The 23,062-nt window shown below is 68.8% G+C and carries 18 protein-coding genes; 11 read left to right on the top strand and 7 right to left on the bottom strand.

Annotated elements, in window-relative coordinates; genetic code table 11:
- The first annotated feature begins 63 nt into the window (after positions 1-63).
- The 8 genes from OG622_RS38040 to OG622_RS38075 all read left to right on the top strand — a co-directional run bounded on the left by OG622_RS38040 (position 64) and on the right by OG622_RS38075 (position 9,394).
- Entirely contained in the window at positions 64-1,410 is a 1,347-nt protein-coding gene (locus OG622_RS38040) for a sugar ABC transporter substrate-binding protein (RefSeq protein WP_371581161.1), read from the top strand.
- Positions 1,411-1,617: 207 nt separating this feature from the next.
- Positions 1,618-2,424: a rhamnogalacturonan acetylesterase gene (locus OG622_RS38045; protein ID WP_371581162.1), complete on the top strand. Its 807-nt coding sequence runs from the start codon at positions 1,618-1,620 to the stop codon at positions 2,422-2,424.
- Positions 2,425-2,537: 113 nt separating this feature from the next.
- The gene (locus OG622_RS38050; protein ID WP_371581163.1) at positions 2,538-3,845 is read left to right on the top strand and encodes a polysaccharide lyase family 1 protein; all 1,308 of its coding nucleotides are present in this window, start codon (positions 2,538-2,540) and stop codon (positions 3,843-3,845) included.
- Complete coding sequence (locus OG622_RS38055; RefSeq protein ID WP_371581164.1) at positions 3,845-5,053, top strand: pectinesterase family protein; 1,209 nt, start codon at positions 3,845-3,847, stop codon at positions 5,051-5,053. The genes OG622_RS38050 and OG622_RS38055 overlap by 1 nt, the downstream gene beginning before the upstream one ends.
- Position 5,054: 1 nt before the next feature.
- Complete coding sequence (locus OG622_RS38060; RefSeq protein ID WP_371581165.1) at positions 5,055-6,089, top strand: pectinesterase family protein; 1,035 nt, start codon at positions 5,055-5,057, stop codon at positions 6,087-6,089.
- 4 nt (positions 6,090-6,093) lie between these two features.
- Positions 6,094-7,296, top strand: coding sequence for a dienelactone hydrolase family protein (locus OG622_RS38065; protein WP_371584350.1), 1,203 nt, complete (start codon positions 6,094-6,096; stop codon positions 7,294-7,296).
- A gap of 35 nt (positions 7,297-7,331) precedes the next feature.
- Complete coding sequence (locus OG622_RS38070) at positions 7,332-8,444, top strand: pectate lyase (protein ID WP_371581166.1); 1,113 nt, start codon at positions 7,332-7,334, stop codon at positions 8,442-8,444.
- Between the two features lie 155 nt (positions 8,445-8,599).
- Positions 8,600-9,394: an HAD family acid phosphatase gene (locus tag OG622_RS38075; protein ID WP_371581167.1), complete on the top strand. Its 795-nt coding sequence runs from the start codon at positions 8,600-8,602 to the stop codon at positions 9,392-9,394.
- 11 nt (positions 9,395-9,405) lie between these two features.
- Here OG622_RS38075 and OG622_RS38080 read toward each other — a convergent pair whose 3' ends face one another.
- Positions 9,406-11,610, bottom strand: a complete 2,205-nt coding sequence (locus OG622_RS38080; protein WP_371581168.1) for a family 43 glycosylhydrolase — start codon at positions 11,608-11,610, stop codon at positions 9,406-9,408.
- Positions 11,611-11,858: 248 nt separating this feature from the next.
- Here OG622_RS38080 and OG622_RS38085 point away from each other — a divergent pair, with 248 nt between their 5' ends.
- Positions 11,859-13,013, top strand: coding sequence for a right-handed parallel beta-helix repeat-containing protein (locus OG622_RS38085; protein WP_371581169.1), 1,155 nt, complete (start codon positions 11,859-11,861; stop codon positions 13,011-13,013).
- A gap of 104 nt (positions 13,014-13,117) precedes the next feature.
- On the opposite strand, the gene OG622_RS38090 is transcribed toward OG622_RS38085, so the two are convergent.
- The 4 genes from OG622_RS38090 to OG622_RS38105 all read right to left on the bottom strand — a co-directional run bounded on the left by OG622_RS38090 (position 13,118) and on the right by OG622_RS38105 (position 17,246).
- Complete coding sequence (locus tag OG622_RS38090) at positions 13,118-14,800, bottom strand: rhamnogalacturonan lyase B N-terminal domain-containing protein (protein ID WP_371581170.1); 1,683 nt, start codon at positions 14,798-14,800, stop codon at positions 13,118-13,120.
- 31 nt (positions 14,801-14,831) lie between these two features.
- On the bottom strand, positions 14,832-15,662 hold the full coding sequence (locus tag OG622_RS38095; protein WP_371581171.1) for a pectate lyase: 831 nt from the start codon (positions 15,660-15,662) through the stop codon (positions 14,832-14,834).
- 100 nt (positions 15,663-15,762) lie between these two features.
- Complete coding sequence (locus OG622_RS38100; protein ID WP_371581172.1) at positions 15,763-16,647, bottom strand: hypothetical protein; 885 nt, start codon at positions 16,645-16,647, stop codon at positions 15,763-15,765.
- Positions 16,644-17,246, bottom strand: coding sequence for a SigE family RNA polymerase sigma factor (locus OG622_RS38105; RefSeq protein WP_371581173.1), 603 nt, complete (start codon positions 17,244-17,246; stop codon positions 16,644-16,646). The genes OG622_RS38100 and OG622_RS38105 overlap by 4 nt, the downstream gene beginning before the upstream one ends.
- A 269-nt stretch (positions 17,247-17,515) precedes the next feature.
- Here OG622_RS38105 and OG622_RS38110 point away from each other — a divergent pair, with 269 nt between their 5' ends.
- Positions 17,516-18,967: an NCS2 family permease gene (locus OG622_RS38110; RefSeq protein ID WP_371581174.1), complete on the top strand. Its 1,452-nt coding sequence runs from the start codon at positions 17,516-17,518 to the stop codon at positions 18,965-18,967.
- Positions 18,968-19,042: 75 nt separating this feature from the next.
- Here OG622_RS38110 and OG622_RS38115 read toward each other — a convergent pair whose 3' ends face one another.
- A complete protein-coding gene (locus tag OG622_RS38115; protein WP_371581175.1) occupies positions 19,043-20,494 on the bottom strand; it encodes a peptidoglycan D,D-transpeptidase FtsI family protein in 1,452 nt (483 codons plus the stop codon).
- Between the two features lie 109 nt (positions 20,495-20,603).
- A complete protein-coding gene (locus OG622_RS38120; RefSeq protein WP_013004606.1) occupies positions 20,604-21,377 on the bottom strand; it encodes an IclR family transcriptional regulator in 774 nt (257 codons plus the stop codon).
- A gap of 135 nt (positions 21,378-21,512) precedes the next feature.
- Here OG622_RS38120 and OG622_RS38125 point away from each other — a divergent pair, with 135 nt between their 5' ends.
- Entirely contained in the window at positions 21,513-23,042 is a 1,530-nt protein-coding gene (locus OG622_RS38125) for an aldehyde dehydrogenase (NADP(+)) (RefSeq protein ID WP_371581176.1), read from the top strand.
- Positions 23,043-23,062: the final 20 nt, after the last annotated feature.

Genomic DNA, 23,062 nt, shown 5'->3' on the forward strand with positions numbered 1-23,062 from the left:
CGGAGACAGCACAGACCCCCCACAACTTCATAACCCTCGTATCCAGAAGAAGAGAGCCGTTCAATGAAGATCAGCAATCGCAGAAGCAGGCGCGCCGCCGCGGCCATAGCCCTGGGATCCGTACTCGCGCTGACCGCCACCGCCTGTGGTGACGACGGCAGTGGCGCGGGCGGCGACAAGGGCTCCGAGGGCAGCGGCAAGGGCAAGGTCCTCTTCTGGGACAACAACGGCGGTGTCCGCACCGACATCTGGAAGGAGATCATCGCCGACTTCGAGACGGCCAACCCGGACATCGAGGTCGAGTACGTCGGGATCGCCTCCACCGAGTACCAGTCCAAGGTCGACACCGCCATCCAGGGCGGCGGCCTCCCGGACGTCGGCGGTGTCGGCGCGGCCATGGCCGCCGGGTTCGCGGCCCAGAACACGCTGGAGCCGCTCGACGACCGGCTCTCCAAGTCCTCCCTCAACGGCAAGCTCAACGAGGCGATGGTCGAGTCGCTGAAGTCCGCCGGCGGCGGCGACGCCCTCTACTCGATCCCGACCTCCGCCAACAACGGTGTGCTCTACTACCGCACCGACCTGTTCAAGGCGGCGGGCCTGCCGGAGCCGACCGACTGGGACAAGTTCTACGCGGCCGCCGAGAAGCTCACCGACAAGGACAAGAACAAGTTCGGCTACACCATCCGCGGTGGCGCCGGTTCCATCGCCCAGGCGCTGGACGCGATGTACGGGCAGTCCGGGATCACCTCGTTCTGGGACTCCAGTGGTGAGAAGACCACGGTCAACGACCCGAAGAACGTCAAGGCCCTGGAGAAGTACGTCGGCCTCTACAAGAAGGCCACCCCGGCCGCCGACCTCAACAACGACTTCACCAAGATGGTCGCCCAGTGGGACTCCGGCACCATCGGCATGCTCAACCACAACCTGGGCTCCTACCAGGACCACGTGAAGGCGTTCGGCGTCGACAAGTTCCGGGGCATCCCGCAGCCGACCGGCCCCGACGGCAAGCGGGTCCAGGTCTCCAACCCGGTCGACGGGCTCGGGCTGTTCAAGAGCTCGAAGAACAAGGAGGCGGCCTGGAAGTTCATCGAGTTCGCCACCTCGCACGAGGAGAACTCCAAGTTCAACAAGTCGGCGGGGCAGGTGCCGTCGAACAACGACGCCGCGAAGGACAGCTGGATCTCCGAGGCGGAGCCCACGAAGCTGGCCGCCGCCGCGCTGACCGACGGGTCCACGACGATCGTGCAGCTGCCGTACTTCCTGCCGGACTGGAACACGATCTCGAAGACCGACAACGAGCCGGCCTTCCAGAAGGTGATGGACGGGCAGACCAGCGCGAAGGAGTTCCTGGACTCGCTGGCCGACCAGCTGAACAAGGCACAGGCGGAGTGGCAGGAGCAGAAGGGCTAAGAGCCCGGTCCGGTTCGTCCGTGACCGGCCGCGGGTTCGTCGTGGCTGGTCGCGCAGCTCCCCGCGCCCCCAAGCCGCGGGTTCGTCGTGGCTGGTCGCGCAGCTCCCCGCGCCCCCAAGAAGAGGGGGCGCGGGGAGCACCCCCCAAATCGGAAGGCACCGCCCAACCTCCTTGTCCCGCAAGCCTGTTGAGAAGGGCACCCGCACGTGTCACTCACCCGTAGACAGCTCACCACCGCGGCGCTCGCCGCTGTTCCGCTCGCCGTCGCCGCCACGGGGCCCGCGTCCGCCGCGGATTCGCGCGGCGCGGGGCGTCGTGAGCGCACGCTCTTCATCGCCGGTGATTCCACCGCCGCACAGAAGTACGCCGACGCCGCCCCCGAGACGGGGTGGGGCATGGCGCTCCCCTTCTTCCTCCGGTCGGGACTGAAGGTCTCCAACCACGCGGTGAACGGCCGCAGTTCGAAGAGCTTCATCGACGAGGGGCGGCTCGACGTCATCCTCGGCGCCATTCGGCCCGGCGACTTCCTCGTCATCCAGTTCGGGCACAACGACTCCAAGGTCGCCGATCCCACGCGGTACACCGAGCCGTGGACGACGTACCAGGACTATCTGCGCCAGTACATCGACGGCGCGCGGGCCCGAGGGGCACGGCCGGTGCTCGCGACCTCCGTCGAGCGCAGGAAGTTCGACGCGGCAGGCAACGCGGTGCCGACCCATGGCGACTATCCGGCAGCGGCGATCGCACTCGCCGCCCAGGAGGGTGTCGCGCTCCTCGACATCCAGGCGCTGTCCATCGGGCTGTGGCAGAGGCTCGGCGTCGAGGAGACCAAGAAGTACTTCAACTGGACCGCGACCGAGCAGGACAACACGCACTTCAACCCGCCGGGGGCGATCGCCGTGGCGCGGCTCGTCGTGGGTGAGTTGCTGCGACGGCGGGTTCTCTCGCCGCGGGAGGTCCGTCGCCTGGGCGAGGAGATCCCCGACTCCTGGATCACCTGGCCCGAGGCGTAGCGCTCCGCTCGCAGACCGGTTTCCGACCGCGGGCCCGTTCCGGCTGGTCGCGCAGCTCCCCGTGCCCCTGGTGGGGCGCCACTTCTCCCTTTGTTTCGAAAGGAACCGTACTCATGCGTCTTCACATCTGGCATGCCCATGCCATTACTGCCGCTGTCGGCTGCACCGCGCTCGTGCTCGGCGTCACCGGGACCGGCGTCGCCCAGTCCCAGGGGCGTGACCTCGGCCGGCAGGTTCTCGGAGCGGGTGACGGCTGGGGGTCGGCGGAGGGTGGCACGACCGGCGGCTCGGCGGCCGACACCGAGCACGTGTACACCGTCACCACCTGGGCGGAGTTCAAGACCGCGCTGAGGGCCGGCGGTGACGCGCCGAAGATCATCAAGGTCAAGGGCATGATCGACGCCGTCTCCGAGGGATGCGAGGCCTTCGTCACCGGCGGCTACGACCTCCAGCAGTACCTCAAGGACTACGACCCGGCCGTCTACGGCAACGACAAGATCGCCATGGGTCCCCAGGAGGACGCGCGGGTCGCCTCCGCCGCCAGGCAGGACGCGGAGATCAAGGCCAACATCCCGAGCAACACCACCATCGTCGGTGTCGGCAAGAACTCCGGCATCCTCGGCGGCAGCCTCCAGATCAAGGGCGTCTCGAACGTCATCCTGCGCAACCTGACCATCGAGGCCCCGCTCGACTGCTTCCCCAAGTGGGACCCGACCGACGACAACAACACCGGCAACTGGAACTCCGAGTACGACGCCGTGGTCGTCTTCGGCACCGATCACGTGTGGATCGACCACAACACGCTCACCGACGGCCGCTACCCCGACAGTGAGCGGCCGAGCTACTTCGGCAAGGTCTTCCAGCAGCACGACGGGCTGACGGACATCGTGCGCGGCGCCAACTACGTGACCGTGTCCTGGAACTCCTTCAAGGACCACGACAAGAACATGCTGATCGGGAACAGCGACAGCACCGCCACCACCGACGCCGGCAAGCTCAAGGTCACCATGCACCACAACCGCTTCGACGGAATCCTCCAGCGTTCCCCGCGCGTGCGGTTCGGACAGGTCGACGTCTACAACAACCACTACGTGGTGACCGAGGAGCAGAAGGACGACTACTACGTCTTCGGCGTCGGCATCCGCTCGCAGCTCCACGCCAGCGACAACGCGATCACGCTGCCCGCGAGCGCGAGCGTCGGCAAGGCCCTGAAGAAGTGGAACGAGTCCCCGCTCACGGCCCAGAACAACTACGTCAACGGCAAGCTGACGGACCTCATCGCCGTCCACAACGCCGAGATCCCCTCGGAGATCCTGCAGTCCGGCGCCGGGTGGACACCCACCCTGCGGACCAAGGTCGACTCGCCGCGGGCCGTGCCGGGCATCGTCGCGAACCGCGCGGGCGCAGGGAAGGTCTGCTGATGGCCGGTTCTGACCAAACGTCTGGTAGGCGGCCGTTCTCCGGCCGAACGGTTGGCAGGCGCTCCTTCCCCGACCAAACGTTCGGCAGGCGCTCCTTCCTCGCCGCGAGCGTCGGCGCCGCCCTCACCCTCGGCGTCGCGCCCCCCGCCCAAGCCGCCCGCGGACGCTCCGTCTTCGGCCGGTACGGGTCACCCTCGGCCCGGCTCAACGCCCAGACCCTCTACGTCGACGCCGCCGGCACCGGTGACTTCACCACCGTCCAGGCCGCCGTGACCGCGGCTGGGGGTACCTCCCAGGCGTTTAGCACTGGGGGAGGCAGCGGATACACGCTGGTCATCGCGCCGGGCGTGTACCGGGAGACCGTCGCCGTCAGCGTCGCCCGTACGGGAATGACCTGGATCGGGGCCTCCGGGAACGCCCGGGACGTCGTGGTCGTGTACGACAACGCGGCCGGTACGCCGAAGCCCGGCGGTGGCACGTACGGCACCACCGGGTCCGCCACGACCCTGGTGCAGGCCGACGGGTTCACCGCGCGGGACCTCACGTTCGCCAACGACTGGCTGCGCGCCGACCATCCCGGGATCAGTGGCACGCAGGCCGTCGCCATCAAGGTGCAGGGCGACCGGTCGGCGTTCGTGCGGTGCCGGTTCCTCGGGCATCAGGACACGCTGTACGCCGACTCGATGGCCCTCGGCACCTTCGCCCGGCAGTACTTCCGCGACTGCTACGCCGAAGGGGACGTGGACTTCGTCTTCGGGCGGGCCACGGCCGTGTTCGAGCGCTGCCACTTCCACACGCTGACCAGGACCGATCTGGGGTCCGCCCCGTACGGGTTCGTGTTCGCGCCCTCCACCGCGGGCGCCAACCCGCGTGGCTATCTGGTCACCGGTGGACGCATCACCAGTGAGGCCCCGGACGCCTACTACAAGCTGGCCCGCCCCTGGGTGCCCAGTTCGGACACCACCGCCCGGCCCATGCTCACCGTGCGCGAGACCCGCCTCGGTGCCGGGATCGACGCGGTCGCGCCCTACACCAACATGTCGTCGGGCTTCCCCTGGCAGGACCAGCGGTTCGCCGAGTACCGGAACACCGGGCCGGGCGCCGTCGTCTCCGTACCGGAGAACCGGCCCCAGCTCACGGCCGCGGACGCCGCGTCGGCCACCCGCGAGGCATATCTCGGCGACTGGACCCCGTGGGAGAGGTGCTGAGATGCGCCGGCGCACACTGCTCACCGGGCTCGCCGGTGGCCTGGTGGCCGGCGGCACCACCCCCGCCGTCGCCGACGGCCGTACCCGCCGGGTCCTGCACGTCCGGCCCGGCGGGTCGGTCCAGGCCGCCGTGGACGCCGTCACCGGCCCCGGGTGGACGATCGTCGTCCACCCGGGGACGTACCGCGAGGTCGTCAACATCCCGGTCGGCAAAGGGGAGTTGACCTTACGCGGCGCGTCCCGCGACCCCCGCGCCGCCGTCATCGTCTTCGACCGGGCCAACGGCACCCCGAGGCCGGAGGGCGGCACGTACGGCACCGCGGGCTCCGCCACCTTCACCTCGGCGGCGCCCGGCCTGACCGTACGCGACCTGACCCTCGCCAACGACTGGCTGCGCGCGGACCATCCGGACTACACGGGGACACAGGCGGTCGCCGCGTACGTCACCGGGGACCGCTCGCACTTCGAGAACGTCCGGTTCCTCGCCCACCAGGACACCCTGTTCGCGGACACCACCGCGCTGGACGCCTTCGACCGGCAGTACTACCGGCACTGCTACATCGAGGGCGACGTCGACTTCGTGTTCGGGCGGGCCAGGGCCGTCTTCGACGCGTGCCACTTCCGCACCCTCCAGCGGGACGTGTCCTTCACCCCCAAGGGCATGGTCTTCGCCCCCGCCACCGCCCGCGCCAACCCCTACGGCTTCCTCGCCCTGCACAGCCGGATCACCTCCGGTGCCGAGGAGGCCGCGTACAAGATCGCCCGGCCCTGGGTGCCCTCGTACGAGACGACCGCCTGGCCCTCGCTGGTCGTGCGGGACACCTGGATCGGCCCCGGGATCGACGCGGTCGCCCCGTACACCAACATGCGTGAGGCCTACCCCTGGCAGACCATGCGTTTTCGTGAGTACGCCAACTCCGGCCCGGGCGCGGTGATCTCGGAGCCGGAGAACCGGCCGCAGCTCACAGCGGCCGAAGCCGGGGCGCACACGCGGCGGACGTATCTGGGGGACTGGAGGCCCCATGCCCACGGGTGATCCGATGGGCAGCCGCGACCCCGTGGGGCGCCGGGCCTTCGTCGTGGGCACGGGGGCGGGGGCGTTCTTCGCGGGGGCGGGAACGGCGGCGGCGGCCGGGGCGGAGCCCTCGCGGCTCGCCGCGGGCGCCGCCGCCGAGCCGGCCGCCCCGCAAGGCGCCCTCCCCGACTTCCATCCCCTCCTCAAGGACGAGCTCCGCTTCCCGCTCGCCTGGGGCACCTCGCCCATCCGGGACTTCCGCACCTGGCGGCGGGCGGCACGGGCGAAGGTCGAGGAGCACCTGTTCGTCGCCCGGGACGACACCCCGTACGTCCCCGAGTTCGGCGAGCGGAACACCGAAGGGGAGGGCTACACACGGGAGTTGGTCACCTTCTCCCTCAGCCGTTACGGCCGGGTGCGGGGCGCCCTGCTCACCCCGCACGGCACCGGACCGTTCCCGGCCGTCCTCCTGCTGCACGACCACGGCGCCAGGTTCGACATCGGGAAGGAGAAGCTGGTCCGGCCGTGGTACGACGACACCCGTCTGACCTCCGCGCAGGCCTGGGCGGACCGGTACTTCAGCGGCCGGTTCGTCGGCGACGAACTGGCCCGGCGCGGATACGTGGTCCTCGCCGTGGACGCGCTCGGCTGGGGCGACCGGGGTCCGGTCGCCTACGAGGAGCAGCAGGCCCTCGCGAGCAACCTCTACAACCTGGGTTCGTCGCTCGCCGGGCTCATGGCCAGGGAGGACGTGCGCGCGGCGGCCTTCCTGGCCGGCCTCGACCGGGTGGACCGGCGCCGGGTGGCGGCCCTCGGGTTCTCGATGGGCGCGTTCCGGGCCTGGCAGACGGCCGCGCTCAGCGACGACATCGCGGCCGCCGCGAGCGTGTGCTGGATGACCGGGCTCAAGGAGGTCATGGTGCCCGGCAACAACATCCTGCGCGGCCAGTCCTCCTACTACATGCTCCATCCCGGGCTCGCCCGGCATCTCGACTTCCCCGACGTGGCGAGCATCGGCGCCCCCAAGCCGATGCTGTTCCTGAACGGCGGCCTCGATCCGCTGTTCCCCGCCGACGGCGTTCGCGTGGCCCACGACAAGCTGCGCGCCGTCTGGCGTTCCCGCCACGCCGAGGAGCGGTTGCGGCTGACGACCTGGCCGGACCTCGGCCATGTGTTCACCGCTCCCCCGCAGGACGAGGTCTTCGAATGGCTCGACTCCGTCCTGTGAACCACCCCACCCGCACGAGAAAGGAACCGCTCTCCATGTCTCGTCGTACCACTCTCGCCCTGGGCACGGCCCTGGCCCTCGGTGCCGGTCTGGCCGTACTCCCCACCCAGGCGTACGCCGCCACCGTGGTGGTCAGCAACTCCACCGACCTGTCCAACGCCATCAAGAACGCCACCGCGGGCACGGTCATCCAGGTGCGCGGCGGCACGTACTACCCGACGGCGACCATCCAGTCGACGGCGAACGGCACCTCCTCCAGCCGGATATACCTCCAGCCGTACGGCTCGGAGACCGTGAAGATCGACGGCTCGAACCTCCCCGACGGCGACTGGATCTTCAAGCTGACCGCCGACTACTGGACCGTCTCCGGGATCACGTTCCAGAACTCCCCGGACAGCGCGGTCGTCTGCCAGTCCTGCGCCTCCACGGTCTGGGACAACATCAAGACCATCAACGGCGGCGACTCCGGCTTCACGCTCACCGGCGACAGCACCACCAACAACACCGTCCGGAACATCGACTCCTACGGCCACTACGACGCGGCCAACCACGGGGAGAACGCCGACGGCATCGCCGTGAAGTTCGGCTCCGGCTCCGGCAACCTCATCACCGGAGCCCGGCTCTACAACAACTCGGACGACGGCCTGGACTTCTGGTCCTTCTCGTCGCCCGTCACCGTCGAGCACACCTGGGCGATGGGCAACGGCAGGAACCGCTGGTCGGACTCCGCGTTCGCGGGCGACGGCAACGGCTACAAGCTGGGCGGCGACGGCGAGACCGTGGCCCATGTCATCAACAACTCGGCCGCCTGGGACAACGCGGGCAACGGCTTCACCGAGAACAGCAACAAGGGCGCCATCGTCATCAACCGCACCACCGCCTACGCCAACGCCAAGTGGGGCTACTACTTCGCCACCGGAGCGGCGAAGCTCGGCAAGAACCTGGCCGTCAGCAACAGTTCAGGCTCGGTGAGCAAGGGCTCGTCGGTCACCTCGTCCGGCAACAACTGGGACTCGGGGATATCGACTCCGGCCTTCGCGTCGACGAACGCGTCGACCACCTTCAACTCCCGTGCGTCGAACGGGACGTTGCCCGCGACGACGTTCCTGACGACGGGCAGCAGCACGATCGGGTCGACGATGAACTGACCGTCCGTCGGGACGAGCTGCGAGACGAACCGAGGGGTGCGGCGTCGCTACCGCACCCCTCACCCCTCAATGGCCGGTTTCCGGTCCCTATTGACTTGATATGGATCAGGCAAAAGGTCTGGCAGTCAAGAGGGTGACGCGCGTAGAAACCTGTCATGCATAAGCCATTCCGTTTCGCGACGCTCGCCGTCGCCTGTGCCGTCGCCGGTGCCGCCCTGTACGGCGCCGGCGCGGCCACCGCCGGTCAGTCCACGGCGAACTCAACCCACGAGCCCCACAACATCGGGCTCCTGGTCCAGGAGATCGACTCCTACTACGGCACCACGGCCGACAGCGCCGGCGTGTACCAGGCCTCCGCCACCAGCCCCTACGCCAAGGACCTGGCGCGCATCGAGTCCGCGGCGAAGAAGGACATCGACAAGGCGGCGCGCAAGGCGCTGCGCAAGGGCAAGAAGCCCGCTGTCGTCTTCGACGTCGACGACACGCTGCTGCTCTCCCTCGACTACGAGAAGAGGACCAACTACACGTACAACTCGGCCACTTGGGCCGAGTACGTGGCCAAGGCCGACCGCCCGGCCGTCTTCGGCACGCCCGAGCTGGTCGCCTACGCCAAGGCCAAGGGCGTCGAGGTGTTCTACAACTCCGGTCTGAAGGAGTCGCAGCGCGCCGCGGCCGTCGCGAACCTGAAGAAGGTCGGCGCCGACATCAACCTCGACGCCGCCCACATGTTCCTCAAGGACGCGGCCAACCCGCCCGCCTACCTGAGCGCCTGCGCCACACCCGGCACCTGGACCTGCACGACCGTGCAGTACAAGTCCGGCACCCGCAAGCACATCGAGGACCTCGGGTACGACGTCATCGCCAACTTCGGCGACCAGTACTCGGACCTCGAAGGCGGCTACGCCGACAAGACGTACAAGCTCCCGAACCCGACGTACTTCGTGAGCTGATCCTCAGGTCTTCACCTCTTCAGCGGCCTGATCGACTCCAGGGTGGGTACGACCGGCAGGATCGTCCCGTCGGCCGCGAAGCGCATCAGGTCGATGGTGGTCTCCCGGTGCATGCCGTCACCGCCTGCCTTTCCGGGGCCGTTCAGGGCGAACCGGTGGTACACCATGTACCAGTCGTCGGTGCCGGGCACGTTCACCACGGAGTGGTGGCCGGTGGCCTTGATGCCGTACTCGGGGCGCTTGGACAGGATCGTCCCCCGCTTGGTCCACGGGCCGAGCGGGGACGGTCCGGTCGCGTAGGCGACGTGGTAGTTCTCGCTGCGGGTGTCGTCTTCGGACCACATGAAGTAGTACGTCCCCTGCCGCTTCACCACGAAGGAACCCTCACGGAAGTTGTCCGGGGTGATGTCCTTCACCTTCGCCGCGTCGAACGACACCATGTCCTCGTTCAGCGGTACGACGTATCCGTGCCCGTTGCCCCAGTAGAGGTACGCCTGACCGTCATCGTCGGTGAAGACGGCCGGGTCGATCATCTGGCCGCTCAACTGCCCTTTCGCCACCAGGGGTTTGCCGAGGGCGTCCTTGAACGGGCCCGCCGGGGAGTCGGCCACCGCGACCCCGATCGCCTGCTCGGCGCAGAAGTAGAAGTAGTACTTGCCGTTCTTGGTGGCGATCGCCGGCGCCCAGGCGTTCTTGTCCGCCCAGGACACATCGGGTCCCAGGTCGAGGATCACGCCGTGGTCTGTCCAGTGGACCAGGTCCTTCGACGAGAACGCCTTGAACCTGGTGCCGCTCCAGCCCTGGAAGCCGTCGGTCGTCGGGTAGATCCAGTAACGGCCGTCCAGATACTGGATGTCGGGGTCGGCGTACAGCCCCGGCAGAACCGGGCTGCGGGTGGGCACCGCCTCTACCGTCCAGGTGCGGCGCGTCCCGTCCGCCGCCGTCACCGTGTACTTCTGCGGCTTGCGGAAGTCACGCCGCGTACCCGACGCGGGGCTCACCCTCGCCCCCGCCCCGACCCACAACTTCGGGTCCAGCCGGGCGAGTTCGGCGTCAGGCCGCATCGGCAGCACGACCTTGGCGGCCGCCTCCGTGACGACGGCGTACCCCTTCTGCCCACCGGCCGTGGCGTCCACGACGGATGTCGGGGTGTCCGGGTAGGCGGCCAGCAGTCGGTCGTACTCCGCCTGCGTCACCGGCATCACCGTGCCGTGGCGGGGGCTGGCGGGCAGCTGGTAGTCGGCGGACATCGTCCACTTGCCGGAGTTGAGATCGGTGGTCTCGAAGGGGACGTAGCCGCGACCGCCGTACTCGTCGATGAACAGGTACCACTTGTTCTCGGTGTTGGACTTGAAGACAGTCGGTCCCTCACCCCGGTCGATCGACCCGCTCCCGACGCAGTCGGAGACGAAGTCGTACGAGGTGTCCGTCAGCGAGGTCGACTTCTCCGCGGTGATGAACTTCGAGCAGGGGCTGGAGGATGTGGGGTCCCGCTCGTCCTTCGTGTAGCGGTAGTAGGTCCCCTTGTGCTCCACGACAGTTGAGTCGATCACGGAGTAGCCCGGATCGTCCCAGACCTTGGGCTCGCTGAAGGTGCGGAAGTCCTTCGTCGTCGCGTACATCATCTTGTTGTACGTCGAGCCGGTGTGCTCGGGGTCGTCGTCGGCGTACAGCTTCGACGCCCAGAAGACGACGTACGAGCCGAGCTGCTCGTCGTAATAGGCCTCCGGTGCCCAGGTGTTGCCGGCCGAGTCGGGGGAGACCTTCACCAGGCGCTGGTCGGTCCAGTGGACCAGGTCGGTCGACTCCCAGACCATGATCGACTTGCTGCCGTGGCGCTGGACGTAGTCCCAACTTCCGCTGCTGTTCCGGTACATGCGCAGGTCGGTCGCGATCATGTAGAACTTGTCGCCCTTGGGGGAGCGGATCACGAACGGGTCGCGCAGCCCCTTCTCGCCGGTGGTGGAGGTGAGGACCGGCTTGCCCGCGTTCAACTCCCGCCAGTGCAGGGGGTCGTTGCCACGGCTGAGGGCGTACCGGATCTGCTCGCCGTCGGCCGTGCCCTCGCCGGTGAAGTAGGCGAAGAGATATCCCGCGTACTTCTTGGGTTTCTTCACCACCTGCTCTGTGGACTGCGCCGGGCTCGGTGGGGCGGCCAGGAGGCCGAGGAGGAGAGCCAGGAGGGGGAGCAGGATCGTGCGGGCGGTGCGGCTCATGACACATCCTGTGGGGGTCTGGTGGATTCTGTTGGATGAGCTGTCCTCGGAGTGTTGCCAGTGGGGTTCGGCTCGTCAATCGGTGGGCGTGTGAAGGCTTCGAGCGAAACTTTCGAACGATTTCGTGGTGGCGCGGCAACCCTTTGCCGCCGGGTGGCGACCAGTGATCAGAAGCGGGCCGGGGCGGCCCCTCCGGCCCGCTTCGTTCCTCGTCTCCCCGAGACGTGTCGCCTGCGAAAGGAACACCTGTGCGTCAGACCATCGGACGCCACCGAAGGACCCGCACCCTGTCGATCGCCGCCGCCGTGTCCGTCGCCGCGGGGGCGGGCGGCGTCTACCTCGGCCTCTCGCACGACGGCGCCCAGGCCGCGGCCACCACGGTCACCGTCTCCAGCACCGCGTCGCTGGAGTCGGCCGTCGCGAACGCCGTCGCCGGAACGACGATCCAGGTGCGCGGTGGCACCTACCGGCCGACGAAGACCCTGAAGTCCACGGCGAACGGCACCGCCTCGGCCCGGATCACGCTCACCGCGTACGGCAGTGAGAAGGTCAGGATCGACGGGTCGGGGCTGGCCGCCGGCTCCTGGCTCGCCGGGATCCACGGCGACTACTGGACGGTCTCGGGCCTCACCTTCCAGAACTCCCCGGCCCAGGGCTTCGTCGCCACGTCGTCGGTCGGCGGGATCTTCAAGAACCTCGTCACCGCGAACAACGGCGACTCCGGGTTCACGCTGCGCGGCGACGGCACGACGAACAACCTCGTGCGGAACCTCGACAGCCACGGCAACTACGACGCCGCCGACCACGGCCAGAACGCCGACGGCATCGCGGTGAAGTTCGGCTCCGGCACCGGCAACAGGATCACCGGCGCGCGCCTCTACAACAACGCGGACGACGGGCTCGACCTCTGGCAGTTCTCCTCGCCCGTCACCATCGAGCACTCCTGGGCCTTCGGCAACGGCGAGAACCGCTGGAACGACTCCGCGTTCGAGGGTAACGGCAACGGGTTCAAGCTGGGCGGGGGAGGGGTGTCCGTCGCGCACTCCGTCAACAACAACGCGGCCTGGGACAACACGTTGCACGGGTTCACCGAGAACTCCAACACCGGGGCCGTACTGCTGAACAGGAACACCGCTTACGCCAACAAGAAGAACGGGTTCTATTTCGCCACGGGCAAGGCCCGGCCGGCGCGGAACCTGGCGGTGGGCAACGGATCGGGGAAGGCGAAGCTGGGCTCGTCCACGGTGTCGGCCGCGAACAACTGGGACAGCGGAGTGACCGCGCCGGCCTTCAGGTCGACGGACGCGGCAACCGCGTATGCCTCTCGGCAGGCGGACGGGTCCTTGCCGGTCACGACGTTCTTGACCACGGGCTCCACGACCATCGGTTCGACCATGGACTGAACTGCCACGAACCGCCCCCGTCGGCCGTCACCGGCGGGGGCGGTCCCTGTCGTGCCGACCCCGAGGGGGGCTCCGGTCGGCACCTGCTGCCGGCCGAGGGGGGCTCAGGCCAGCAGGTCCACGCAGTCGAACGAGGTGCCCGGACTGAGGAAGGCCGTGCCGCTCGAACCACTGACGATGTCGAGTCTCAGTACGTTGTACTGACTGGTGTTCGACTTCCATGCACTGACAGGGACGCTGTAGGTGAACGTGTGGTTGTTCCCCCGGTACGAACCCGTGGTGAGCGACCGGGTGGAGGGCTGCTTCGGGGCCGCCGGAATCGGCGACACCCAGTCATTGATGGATACCCGCGGCCGTCCGCCCGCGAAGGCGTCCGTCACACCGATCCGCAGGGTGTGCGCGGCGGCGGCCTGGGCGGCGGTGAGTTTGAAGAAGATCTGGATGCCGTCGTTGACGTCCTGCCAGATGTACGCGGGGAAGGACGCCGCCGGGTCACCACTGCCCAGCGTGACGTTGCCCGTCCACTTCGCCGCGCGGCCGTCGGACGGATGCGCGCGCGTCATCAGCTCGGCGTTCTTGAACTCGCCGGGCGTGCCGTCCCAGTCGCCGAGGCGCCAGACCGTCTTCGCGATGGACGGGTCGCCGGTGATGGTGATGCTGTTCAGTGCGGTCGAACCGCCCGCCGTCACTTTCACCTCCCGGGTGTGCACGGCCAGTTCGCCCTTGTGGACGGTCAGCGTGTACGTGCCCGGCAGCATGCCCTTGCAGGAGAAGGCGCCGGTGTCGGCGGCGGCCTTCGCCCAGTACTGGGCGTCCTTGTTCGCGAAACCGACCGTGTAGGCGTACTTCGCGTCCATGCCCCTGAGGCCGACACCGGCCACCTTGCCGCGCCCCGCCTTGCCGACCCAGCCCGTGATGCCGAGGCCCTCCACCCAGGACGTGTCCAGCTTGTCGTGAGCCAGCGACGCCGAGGGCGCCCCGCCGTCCGTGAAGGCCAGCACGTACGGACCCTGCAGGCCGAAACGTTCCGCCTCGGTCTGGGCCTGGTTGTAGTGCAGGATCTCGTAGAGCCCGGCGCACAGGTCGTTGGAGTGGCGGAGCAGGGAGCGGTAGAAGGGGCCGCCGGAGGCCTTCTCGTGGTTGGAGCGGACGATCCAGAGGCCGGCCTCTCCGGTGGTGAAGCCGATGTGGTCGTAGTCGACGACCCGCTTGCCCGAGTAGTGCTTGGAGTGGGTCGTGCCGTCCGCGCGCCGCCAGACGTCACCGGCCTCGATGACCTTGTCGGAGGCCTCGATCCAGGAGTCCGGGCCTTCGTTGGGGAACATCCCGGGCTTGAGGCGGACGAGGAAGCGGGTCGCCGTGAAGGACGCGTCCGCCTTGTCGGTCCACAGATAGACGTTGTTCTGGCCGTTGCGGGCCGCGTACCACTGGGTGATCGCGCCGTGCACGGCCTTGATCAGGATCGTCGACCCGGACTGCCGAATCGTGACCGTCGAGGCGCCGAGCCCGGACTCGACGTGCGAGTGCTTGCCTCCGTACCCCTCGTACTCCTTGCCCCGGTAGCGGAGCGAGGTGAGGTCGCCGGTGGCTTTGGAGACCTTGAAGACCAGGTTCGCCCCGGTGTCGACGACGAGGTTCCTTCCGTCGTCCGAGTGGCCGAACCCGGCGGCGGACGCGGTGGAGAGGAGTCCGGTGCCGCCCGCGACGGCGGCGCCGGTGGCGGCGACGCCGAGCGCGCCGGCCCCGAGCACGCGCCGGCGCGTGAGGCGTCTCTTGTGGGTGCTCAAGGGTGGTACTCCGGGATTGTCGGATCTTGGCTTACTTGTACGTGATGGCAGATGACGAGAACTTGCAGGTGGTTCCGTCCGCGCCGACACCGATCTGGGTGGGCTCCCTGCCCGAGCTGTTGCCCTTGAAGCGCACGCAGATCTTGACCTTCTTCTTCGGGTCGCCGTGAATACGGATCTTCGACAGCGTCGCGGTGTCGCCGTAGTTGGCGTTCACGCCGACGATCGCCTTCAGGGGCGCCACGACGTCGATGTCGCTCAGCGTGATCGTGCGCTTGTACTGCTTCTCGCAGTTGCCGCAGGAGCGCACCAGCTTGCCGGAGTCCTGCACACGGAAGCCGGTGATGCTGAGCTTCCCGGCGCCGTTGAACTGGAAGACCTTGTCCGACGCCTTCTTCGCGCCGCCCCCGACGACCTTGTACACGGCCTTCGACGACTTGCCCTTGAAGCTGGCGGCGTCCTCGCCGACGTCCAGCCACCACACGTTCTTCAGGGTGCAGCTGCCCTTGCAGTGCACCCCGTCCGCACCCGGGAGGCCGATGATCACGTTCTTCAGGACCGCGCCGTCCGCCAGCTCGAAGATCGGGTCCTGGCCCTCGTCCTGGCTGCCGCTGCCGAGCGCGCCCTTGCCGAAGAACTTCTTGAGCTTGCCGTCGTACGTGCCCGAGACCTCGATCGTCCTGGACACGGCCTTGCTGCCCTTGGCCGTCGGCCAGGTCGTGGCGGCGCCGGCGCCGGACAGCAGCGACGTCGTCGCGAGGGCCCCGCCGGTGAGGGCGAGGGCGGCGGCCGAGCCGATCACGGCCCGCCGGCCGATGACCCGACGGCGGTGCCGGACGCGCTGTTCTGCTGGTGCGGTCATGAACCCGTTTCCTTGCCGGTGGTGACTCCTGCGCCTACTGGTCGCCACCGGTGGAGGAAGGGTTGCCGCGTCCACAGATCTTTTTCACGAAAGATCTTTTCTACGAATCGCCCTCGTCCGAGGAGTCGTTGTCCGAGGAGTCGTTGTCGTCGTGGCCCTCGAAGTCGCCCGCCACCGCGAGGTCCTCGCCCTTCGCCTTCGCCTTCATCGCGTAACGGTCGTCGCCCGCGTCACGGCCGCCGCGCTCGTGGTTGTACTGCCCGGCGAAGACGAACTCGCCCTTCGGGACCGTGAGGCCGTCCTTGAGCACCCAGGTGTAGACCAGGAAGCCGTCGTCGGCCTCGACCGTGAGGTCGAAGTCCTGCTCCGGCAGCGAGCGCCAGGCGCCGGCCGAGGTGACCCCGCCGGTCTGGGCGATCCGCAACTGGACGGTCAGCTCGGTGAGCTGCTCGCTCGTCTTCAGGGTGAGGTTGCTCTGCGCCCAGAAGTCGTTGCTGTGCGGGTCGACCGAGCCGTCCGACCAGAGCGGACCGTCCTCCACGCTCCCCGAGGCGGGCAGCTCCGGCGCGGTCGTGTCCTTGGTGGACGGGCTCTTCGACGGGGCCGAGCCGGGCTCGCTCTCCGTCTTGCCGCCGGTGCTCGGCCTCGGGTGGTCGGGGTCGATCGGGGCCCGGCTCGTCGCGCCCGGGGAGTCGACCGGTGTCGGGGAGACCGCCACGGTCTGGTCGGCCGGCGGTGTCTCGGCACCCTTCACCGCGGAGGCGACCGCGTAGCCGCCGACCGCGAGCACACTCGCGACACCGGCGGTGGCGGTGATCACCCGCACCCAGCCCCACAACGGCGGCCGGGTCACCTTGCGGCTCCGGCGCTCCTCGGGGGCGGCCATACCGCGTTCGATCCGGGCCAGGATGCGGGCGCGGTCGGGCTCGTGCGCCTCGGCCGACTCGCGCAGCCGGGCGCGCAGCTCCTCGTGCACGTCCCTCATCGGTCCCTTCCTCCGCTGCCCGGCGCACCGGCACCGGTCACTCTCGCGCCCGGCACGCCCCCGGTCGTGATGCCGGCATGCATACGCCGTGGTGCGTCCTCGGTGCCGAGCAGCTTCTGCAACTCGGCCATCCCCTTGGACGTTTGGCTCTTCACGGTACCGACCGAGACCCCGAGGGCGAGCGCCGTGTCCTTCTCCGAGAGGTCGAAGGCATGCCGCAGGACCACACAGGCCCGCTTGCGGAACGGCAGTCTGCGCAGCGCCGACTGGACGTCGACCACGCCGGGCACATCGGGATTCTCGGTCTTCTCCTCGCGCTGCGACCAGAACAGCGTGACCCTGCGGCGCTCACGGACCGCGCTGCGGATCCGGGTGCGGGCCAGATTGGCGACGATGCCCCGGGCGTACGCCACCGGATGGTCCGCCGCGCGGACCCGGTCCCAGCGGTGCCACATCGCGAGCAACGCGTCCGCGGCCAGGTCGTCGGCGGCGTCGGCCTCACCTGTCAGCAGGTGCGCCAGGCGGGAAAGTTCGGCGTAGTGACGTTCGAAGAAGGCGTGGAACTCCACGGAGGCTGCGTCGTCGACGACAGTGCCCACGGGGACCTCTCTCCTGGCTACGGCCACAGCAGCCGAGCCGGCTGCCTGTGCGTGTCATGTGAATGACATGTGATCGTCAGGGGTCGACCCCCGACGAGATCCGGAAGAGTAGCAGTGATCGTGAAAGGTGTTCGTACGCGGCTTCGAACGCCGTCTTGCTGGGAGAATTCCGATTCCGTAACACGGAGAAAACCTGAATCAGGTTCAACGGGGACACAATCCAGCCAGCATCCGCGCGTAGTCCACGCATGTCACTAGGAGCACCGTTCATGTCCGACGCACAGAAGGTGGCCGACCGGCCCGCAGCCGAGCCACCCGGGGCGAACAGCGTCGATCGCTTCTTCAAGATCAGCGCCCGGGGGTCCACCTTCGCCCGTGAGATACGCGGCGGCCTCGCCACGTTCTTCACGATGGCGTACATCCTTGTCCTGAATCCCATCATCCTCGGCAACGCCAAGGACAAGTACGGCCACACCCTCGACGGCGCCGAACTCGTCACCGCCACCGCCCTCGTGGCCGCGGTGATGACCATCATCATGGGCGTCGGCGGCAACCTGCCGCTCGCGCTCGCCGCCGGCCTCGGACTCAACGCGGTCGTCGCCTTCCAGATAGCCCCGCTGATGAGCTGGCCCGACGCGATGGGCCTGGTCGTCCTCGAAGGCCTGCTGATCTGCGTCCTGGTGGTCACGGGCCTGCGTGAGGCCGTCATGCACGCCATCCCGCAACCGCTCAAGCAGGCGATCAGCGTCGGCATCGGCCTGTTCATCGCCTTCATCGGCTTCGTCGACGCCGGGTTCGTCAGCCGGATCCCGGACATCGCCGGTACCACCGTGCCGGTGCAGCTCGGTGCCACGGGCGCGCTGTCCGGCTGGCCGATCCTGGTCTTCTGTCTCGGTGTCCTGCTGACCATCGGCCTGCTCGCCCGGAAGGTGAAGGGCGCGATCCTGATCAGCATCCTGACGATGACCGTCGTTGCGATCGTGATCAACTCGGTGGCCGACATCAAGAGCTGGGGCCTGACCACGCCGAAGGTCCCCGAGGACATCGTCGCCGCCCCCGAGTTCGGACTGATCGGCGACTTCAGCCTGTTCGGCTCGTTCGGCGAGACCACCGTCATCACGGTCGTCCTGCTGATCTTCACCCTGCTGCTCTCGGACTTCTTCGACACCATGGGCGCGGTCTTCGGCATCACCGCCGAGGCGGGCCTGCTCGACGAGGAGGGCAAGGTCCCGAACCTCGGCCGGGTCCTCCTCATCGACGGCGCGGCGGCCGTCGCGGGCGGTGCCGCCTCCTCGTCCTCCGCGACCTCCTACATCGAGTCCGCGGCCGGTGTCGGCGAGGGCTCCCGCACGGGCTTCTCCAACCTGGTCACCGGCGGCCTCTTCGCGGTGGCGCTCTTCCTCACCCCGCTGCTGACCATCGTCCCCATGCAGGCCGCCGCCCCCGCGCTCGTCGCCGTCGGCTTCCTGATGATGACCCAGGTCAAGAACATCGACTGGGACAAGTACGAGATCGCCATCCCCGCGTTCCTCACGATCGCCGTGATGCCGTTCACCTACTCGATCACCAACGGCATCGGCGCCGGCTTCCTCGCCTTCGTCCTGATCAAGACGGTCCTCGGCAAGGCGAAGGAGGTCCACTGGCTGCTGTGGGCCACCTCGGCCCTGTTCCTGGTGTACTTCGCGATCAACCCGATCCAGCAGCTGTTCGGGGTGAGGTGACACCGTTCACGCACTGACGGCGAAGGGCCGCTCTCCGGGGGGAGAGAGGGCGGCCCTTCCTCTTCATGTGGTCCCTCAGTCCTTCAGCGCCGCCTCCATGACCGCCTTGGCCACCGGCGCCGCCAGTCCGTTGCCGCTGACCTCCGACCGGGCCGCGTTCGACTGCTCCACGACGACCGCGACGGCGACCTCCTTGCCGTCGGCCTTCCCGTACGACGTGAACCAGGCGTACGGCGTCTCGCTGTTGTTCTCGCCGTGCTGGGCCGTACCGGTCTTGCCGCCCACGGTCGCCCCGCTGATCCGCGCGTTCGTGCCCGTGCCGTCCTCGACGACGGTCCGCATCGCCGACTGCAACTGCTCGGCGGTGCCGGAGCTCATGATCTCCTTCGTGTCCGCGTCGGCGTCGTAGTCCTCCAGGGCATCGCCTCCGCCGTTGGTGATCTGCGACACCATGTGCGGCGCGACCAGCTTGCCGCCGTTGGCTATCGCCGCCGACACCATCGCCATCTGGAGCGGCGTCGCGGTGACGTCGTACTGGCCGATGCCCGTCAGTGCGGTCGACGACTCGTCCATGTCCGACGGGTAGACGCTCTCGTACGCCCGCACGGGCACGTCCTGCGCCTTGTCGTCGAAGCCGAACTTCTCGGCCATCGCCCTCACCTTGTCCTGGCCCAGGGCGACGGCCATCCTCGCGAAGACGTTGTTGCACGAGTACCGCAGCGCCGTACGGATCGTGGCGTTCTCGCAGGGCGCGCTCGGGTTCTCGTTCGACAGCTCGGTGGTCGTGCCCGGCAGGGTGTACGGGTCCGGGCTGTCGGTCTTCGTGTCCACCGACGTGTACAGCCCGTCCTCCAGCGCGGCCGCCGCCACGACCAGCTTGAACGTCGACCCCGGCGGCAGCGGCTGGCGCAACGCCCGGTTGGTCAGCGGCTTGTCCTCGTCCGCGTTGAGCTTCTTCCAGGCCGTACCGGCGGTGTTGGCGTCGGTGAGCGAGGACGGGTCGTACGACGGGGTCGACACCACCGCGAGGATCTTCCCGGTCGTCGGGTCGATCGCCACGGCCGCGCCCTTCTTGTCGCCGAGCGCCTCGAACGCCGCCTTCTGCACGGCCGGTTCGATCGTGGTGATCACATTGCCCGGCTCGGCCCGCTCGCCGGTGACCGTGTCCATCACGGTCTTCAGCCGCAGGTCCGTGCCGTCCAGCAGGTCCTGGTAGACGCCCTCCAGTTGGGTCGGCGTGTAGGCCTGCGAGGCGTAGCCCGTCACCGCCGCGTACAGCTCGCCGTCCGTGTACGTGCGTCTGTACGCGAGGTCGCTGCCCTTCGTGCGGGCCGAGCCGGTGATCGACTCGCCGCCGACGACGATGTTCCCGAGCGGGTCCGCGTACGTCCTGATCACGTTGCGCCGGTTGCCCTGGTCGTCCGCGAGCGCCGTGCCCTCGTAGAACTGCACCCAGGTCGCCCTGACCAGCAGGGCGAGCACGAGCAGCAGGGTGAAGACGGCGGAGCGCCTGATCGTCTTGTTCATGGCACCCGAAAAGACGAGCAGGATGCGATCAATCGTTCCCTTCGCCCGGATTTCTCATTGGTTCTTCATGAGGGCATGAGGGCGCTGAGGAGGGCGTGAGAGGTGGGGTTCAGAGCCGCCGGGTCGCCAGCGTCAGCCGGTCACGCGCGTCGAAGAGGGCGTCCTTGACCAGCTGCTCGTGGGCGGGCGTCAGCCGGGCGACCGGGACCGAGCAGCTGATGGCGTCACGGGCCGGTGTGCGGTAGGGGATCGCCACGCCGAAGCAGCGCAGCCCGAGCGTGTTCTCCTCGCGGTCCACGGAGAACCCCTGCTCACGGATCTGGCGCAGCTCCTCGATGAGCCGCTCCCGGTCCGTGATCGTGTGCTCCGTCAGCGCCGGAAGGGTCTCCGGGAGCATCTTGCGGACCTGCTCGTCGGTGTGGGTGGCCAGCAGCGCCTTGCCGAGCGAGGTGGAGTGGGCGGGCAGCCTGCGGCCGACACGGGTGAAGGGGCGCAGATAGTGCTGCGACTGCCGGGTGGCCAGATAGACGACGTTCGTGCCGTCGAGACGGGCCAGGTGGATCGTCTCCGTCGTGTCGTCCGACAGCCGGTCCAGCGTCGGCCGGGCCAGCGCCACCACCTCGTCGCCGTCGATGTACGACGTGCCCACGAGCAGTGCCCGTACGCCGATGCCGTACCGCGTGCCCGTCGCGTCCGTCTCGACCCAGCCCAGCTCCACGAGGGTGCGGAGCAGCATGTACAGGCTCGACTTGGGGTAACCGACGGCCTCCTGGACCGCCGCCAGGGAGTGCATACCGGGGCGCCCGGCGAAGTATTCGAGCAGCTCAACGGTCCTCACCGCCGACTTGACCTGTGCTCCGCCGCCCGTCTCGACTGCCGACATCGCCCTTGACCCCTATCGTTCGACGGGAAATAGTCTCAGACAGCATATTCATCATCAGAGACAGCGTTCAGCATATCGAACGACCCTGGTGAATGGACCCAGAAATACGCTCAGGAATACGTGGAGGAACCCCCGGTGGCAGCAGCACCAGTCTGGAGTGTCGACCCCCGAACCGGGAAGCAGCGCGAGCAGGTTGCGGTGGAAGCCACAGCTCAGGAGGTGGACGCCGCCGTCCGCGCGGCGCACGCCGCCCGTGCCTCCCTGACCGACCGCACGGTCCGCGCGGCCTTCCTGCGCTCCGCCGCCGACCAGCTTCAGGCGGCCAAGGACCAGCTCGTCGAGGTCGCCGACGCCGAGACCGCGCTCGGCCCGGTCCGGCTCACCGGTGAACTCACCCGCACCTGCTACCAGCTGCGGGCCTTCGCCGACATCGTGGACGAGGGCGCGTTCCTCGACGTGGTGATCAACCACCCCGACGACACGGCCACCCCGCCCATTCCCGACCTGCGCCGCTACAAGGTCCCGCTGGGTGTCGTCGCCGTCTACTCGGCCTCGAACTTCCCCTTCGCCTTCTCCGTCTCCGGCGGCGACACGGCGAGCGCGCTGGCCGCCGGCTGCCCGGTCGTCGTCAAGGCCCACCCCGACCACCCGGCGCTGTCCGAGCTGGTCGCGATCGTGGTGCGCCGCGCCGCCGCCGAGCACGGCATCCCCGAGGGCGTCCTCGGCCTCGTCCATGGCTTCGAGGCGGGCGTCGAACTGGTCAAGCACCCGCTCGTCACCGCCGCCGGCTTCACCGGCTCGGTGCGCGGCGGCCGTGCCCTCTTCGACGCGGCGGCCGCCCGGCCGGTGCCGATCCCGTTCCACGGCGAGCTGGGCTCCCTGAACCCGGTCCTCATCACCGAGGCCGCCGCCGCCGAGCGCGCCGAGGCGATCGGCGCCGGGCTCGCCGGGTCGATGACCCTCGGCGTCGGCCAGTTCTGCGTGAAGCCGGGCCTGGTGCTGGCGCCCGCCGGTGACGCCGGTGACCGGCTGCTCAAGTCGCTGACCGACGCGGTCAGCGACGTCGGCTCCGGGGTCCTGCTGGATCACCGGATGCGCGACAACTTCCTCGCCGGTGTCGCCGAGCGCGCCGAACTGCCCGACGTGGAGTCGCCGGTGACCGCCGGCGCGGGTGGCGAGCACACCGTCAGCCCCGGATTCCTGACCGTCCCCGCCGGCAAGCTGGCCGCCGAGGGCGAGCACGACCTGCTCCTGGAGGAGTGCTTCGGGCCGCTCACGGTCGTGGCGCGCTACGAGGACGAGGACGAGGCCAAGTCGGTGCTGTCCCGCCTGCCGGGCAACCTCACCGCCACGGTGCACGTGTCCGCCGGAGAGGCCTCCGGCGAGGGGCGTGGGCCGGAGTTGCTGGCCGAGCTGACGCCGCTGGCCGGACGGGTGCTCGTGAACGGCTGGCCGACGGGTGTGGCCGTGGCCGCGGCCCAGCACCACGGTGGGCCCTACCCGGCGACGACGTCCACGTCCACGTCGGTGGGCGGTACGGCGATCGAGCGGTGGCTGCGGCCGGTGGCCTACCAGGGGGCGCCCGAGGCGCTGCTTCCGGCGGAGCTGCGGGACGAGAACGCGCTGGGGCTGCCGCGGCGGTTCAACGGCCACTTGGAACGGTAGTGGCGTAGGGGGTTCGGTTC

This window comes from Streptomyces sp. NBC_01314, from assembly GCF_041435215.1.
Lineage (GTDB): Bacteria > Actinomycetota > Actinomycetes > Streptomycetales > Streptomycetaceae > Streptomyces.